The sequence below is a fragment of the Nostoc sp. JL33 genome (assembly GCF_017114985.1).
Classification (GTDB): Bacteria; Cyanobacteriota; Cyanobacteriia; order Cyanobacteriales; family Nostocaceae; genus Nostoc.
In genome coordinates this window covers 1-3179 of record NZ_JABXKP010000002.1, presented here as the reverse complement: position 1 = coordinate 3179, position 3179 = coordinate 1, and the positions used below count along the sequence as shown (strand labels likewise).

Below are 3179 nucleotides of genomic sequence, written 5' to 3'. Positions count from 1 at the left end.
ATTCTTGGGACAATGCTTACTTTACAAGATTTTCAGCCTTAACTGAACCGTATTGGTCTATGACCGCCTATTTATTAGCGTATTGGGCATATCTTTCATCTTGTTTACCTGATTCTTTGGACTGGGGTAAAGCTGCTTTTCTTGCACTTTCTACTTTTATGCCTCATTTAATCTTGTCTTTATTATTACTCGATATTGAACGCCTTCGACCTTTGGCACTTAGTCATGGAATTGACATTACTATTTCCAGGTGCAAGATATGAGGTAAGCGTGGTTCTGTGATTAACGTAGAGATGCGGCGCTATCGGGAATCGGTGCTTGCGGGGTTGGTCGAGGATGGTTACACCGTTATTGATGCAATTGATGCTGATGACGATGAAAGTGGGGCAGTAATCGAGTCGGTTAAGGCGGCATCTGTTGATTTGTATACTGCGGAGTGTAAAGCGATCGCGGATTCTCCAACCATCTCTGATGCCGAACTCAAGAAGCTGCAAGACACAAGCAACAAGGGACAGCTAGTCTCCAAGGTAGGCAAAGCTATCGGTGTTACTGATGGTGAACCTTACTGGAATGGATATCTGGGGCAGTGGCAGGTTTGGGTTAACAATGGATCGCGGGTGTACGTCTGTGGTGTGCGATTGGTTGGTGGGGGTGTAAGAGAAATCAATTATTACGGTTTCAACTAACTAATAACTGATAAATAATCTTTATATTCCTTGCTTTGAACTGTGAGTTGGCGCACCTGTTAGAGTCGCAAATAGACCACCACTACCAAAACCAGCAGCACTGCTTGTGGATTTGAAGAACAACTGCCCACTCTAAGCGTCGTAGACAATTTTCGTACTGCTAGTGCCAGCGAAAGATTGTAAGTTGAAAATCACAATCTTTAGCGGTGAAAACTTTTGCTGTTTTGATCTCGAAAGAATTGAAGTTGAATTTGCACCGCATCAGCTCATCTATCTTCAGGCAGATTTTAGAAAAACCAAAAAGCAAATATGGTGTTAGTAGAAATTTAGTTCCGGTTTACTCAGTTGTAACTAGTACCTATGGAAACTAAACCACCGCTACCACCCAAAACATTAGAGACTGCTCTCATCAAAGTGCAAGCAGTAGAAGATGCTTGGAATACCCGTGATTTGGAACGAGTTGCCGCAGTGGCACGCGATCACACTCACTTACAGTCATTTGTCAATACGAGGCTATTTAATTAATGATTTGCTTTTTCACCATCGGGACAGCGCGGATAACGCTTAGTTTAGCACTCTGTGCGACTTCTATCATTGCTTCTACTAATCTGGCTCAAGCTGCTGATTTAACATTCAACTGGAAGGGTGATGCTGGTTATTCGGCTTCTTTTGAGTTTAGCTATGATCAAACCACTACCCCAGCGATAATTTCCGAAAGTGGCGCGGGAGCCACAAAAGCCTTGCAGTCACTCAATGTTTCTTTTTTCAATCCATCACAGGAGTTGATTGGAACTAAAAACGAAGTTGTTAATGGTGTATCAAGCAATCAGTTTTTCGAGTTTAACTTTGACACGACTACAGGCAGTTTGCTTGGGGCTTTTGATGTTGGCACAGGTAGTGGCATAGGTGATGTTTTTCTCAGCAATGTTGAGGCTCCGGGTCGTATCTTCATCTCTCCGGGAGCGACCTCTTATCTTTACCAAAATATTACAGCAGACTATAGTCAATTACTCGATTCGAGTCCGAATCAGATTAAAGCATCTGCGGTTCCTGAACCGACAACTGTTTTGGCAACCCTCTTTGAAGGAATGTTGGGTATAGCACTCAGCAGCAACAAAATTGCATTCTTCTCAAGGAAGCCAAAGAAAATCTACAGGACTTACCGCGCTTGAGTGCAAACACAGGGTTAGCGCGTCTCAAACGCTATTGACAAGAGAAGTTGCCTGATCAGCAATCAGGTTGGAAACAAAGTGGCATAATCCGAGCTAGGGTAAGATTTAAAAATTATCTTGAAGAAAATGAGGAAAAACTACGGTTTTCAACGTAGACGAGGTTTATTATCAATAGGCTGGGTGTAATTCTGATTACAAGGCATCGCCCTTACGGGATGTTACCCCCTTGACCATTAATCACATCGCAGGGTGATTTCATACGAAAAAAGAAAAATACATAAGCCTTGATTTCTTGTTTTGTAGCATGGCTTTTTACCCCACTTCCATTCCTCTCTCCGTTTCGGGGAGAGGCTTTGAAACCCAGTTTTAGTTTTTCTTTGTTTGTATGAAACCACCCTGCTTGACCATTAATCACATCGTTGGATTGATCAAAACCGACGATGTTATTGTTTAAGTCAAAAATGGGTTTCCTAACTCCATGATATGTTTGACAATATTATTCCGGTTGGTAACAAGCCAATCTTTCTCTTGTGCGATCAACATTAATGATGGATGAGGTTCAAACACTACAGGTTTTCCAACGATCTCAAGGAGCGCCGTATCAGTTATTGAATCACCTATGGCGAGGGATTCCTCCAGATTTACACTCCAATCCTTAACCATCTGTAGAAAAATAGAATACTTCTTGCCAAGAGATCCTGACAAGAGATTTACTTTTCCAGTGTACTTACCTTGGTGAGTGGCGAAAATTGAGCCTTGGTATTTTGAAATCCCAAACTCCTCAGCTAGGCAACACACGATTTCATCCGGGCTACCTGAAATTAATACAAGGGAATATCCCTGGCTGTTGAGAATGTCGATGAGTTTCGGAACGAAAGGGAATAGTTTGGTTCGTTCTTGCTGCCATACTTGCCTCGCAATACACTGCATTACAGCTTGTGAGATACCTGCAATAGCTTCTGCAAAGAGAGTATAAGCGCTAGTTGCCATCGTCTGGAAGTCAATTTCATTGAAGTGATATTTTTCAACTACTTTAAAAACATCCTCGCTCTTTGACTTATCACTAATACCATTTGCCGTTAGTGCTTGTAGTAACTGAAGCCCTAAAGCACCAGGATAGAGAGTTCCATCAATATCTAAGGCAGCAACTTTCATATCGTTCCTTCGCATATTATTCTGTGATAACGGCAGCAGTGTACTTAAGAGCGAGTAGCGCAAAGATACTAGTGAGAATAGGGACATCATAAGGTATGGGCCGGGGAGCTGCTTGATCTGGTATGGAGACGAATTTCCCTTCTTCATCCTGCTGTAGCATCAGGTA

General features: G+C 42.4%; 5 protein-coding genes and 1 pseudogene. 4 read left to right on the top strand and 2 right to left on the bottom strand.

Annotation, left to right across the window (positions count from 1 at the left end; translation table 11 throughout):
* The 4 genes and pseudogenes from HWQ23_RS00060 to HWQ23_RS00045 form a co-directional block, all read left to right on the top strand.
* Positions 1-263: pseudogene (locus tag HWQ23_RS00060) on the top strand (hypothetical protein); the annotation flags it as partial.
* 15 nt (positions 264-278) lie between these two features.
* The gene (locus HWQ23_RS00055) at positions 279-686 is read left to right on the top strand and encodes a hypothetical protein (protein ID WP_292822747.1); all 408 of its coding nucleotides are present in this window, start codon (positions 279-281) and stop codon (positions 684-686) included.
* 360 nt (positions 687-1046) lie between these two features.
* The gene (locus HWQ23_RS00050) at positions 1047-1211 is read left to right on the top strand and encodes a DUF1348 family protein (RefSeq protein WP_292822746.1); all 165 of its coding nucleotides are present in this window, start codon (positions 1047-1049) and stop codon (positions 1209-1211) included.
* Positions 1211-1858 (top strand): PEP-CTERM sorting domain-containing protein, encoded by a 648-nt coding sequence (locus HWQ23_RS00045; protein ID WP_292822745.1) that lies wholly within the window; start codon positions 1211-1213, stop codon positions 1856-1858. Before HWQ23_RS00050 ends, HWQ23_RS00045 begins: the two co-directional genes overlap by 1 nt.
* A 208-nt stretch (positions 1859-2066) precedes the next feature.
* Here the strand turns inward: HWQ23_RS00045 and HWQ23_RS00040 are convergent, their stop codons facing one another.
* Together HWQ23_RS00040 and HWQ23_RS00035 are read right to left on the bottom strand one after the other, a co-directional pair.
* Positions 2067-2273, bottom strand: a complete 207-nt coding sequence (locus HWQ23_RS00040) for a hypothetical protein (protein WP_292817525.1) — start codon at positions 2271-2273, stop codon at positions 2067-2069.
* Between the two features lie 35 nt (positions 2274-2308).
* Positions 2309-3013 (bottom strand): HAD family hydrolase, encoded by a 705-nt coding sequence (locus HWQ23_RS00035; protein ID WP_292822744.1) that lies wholly within the window; start codon positions 3011-3013, stop codon positions 2309-2311.
* Positions 3014-3179 lie beyond the last annotated feature (166 nt).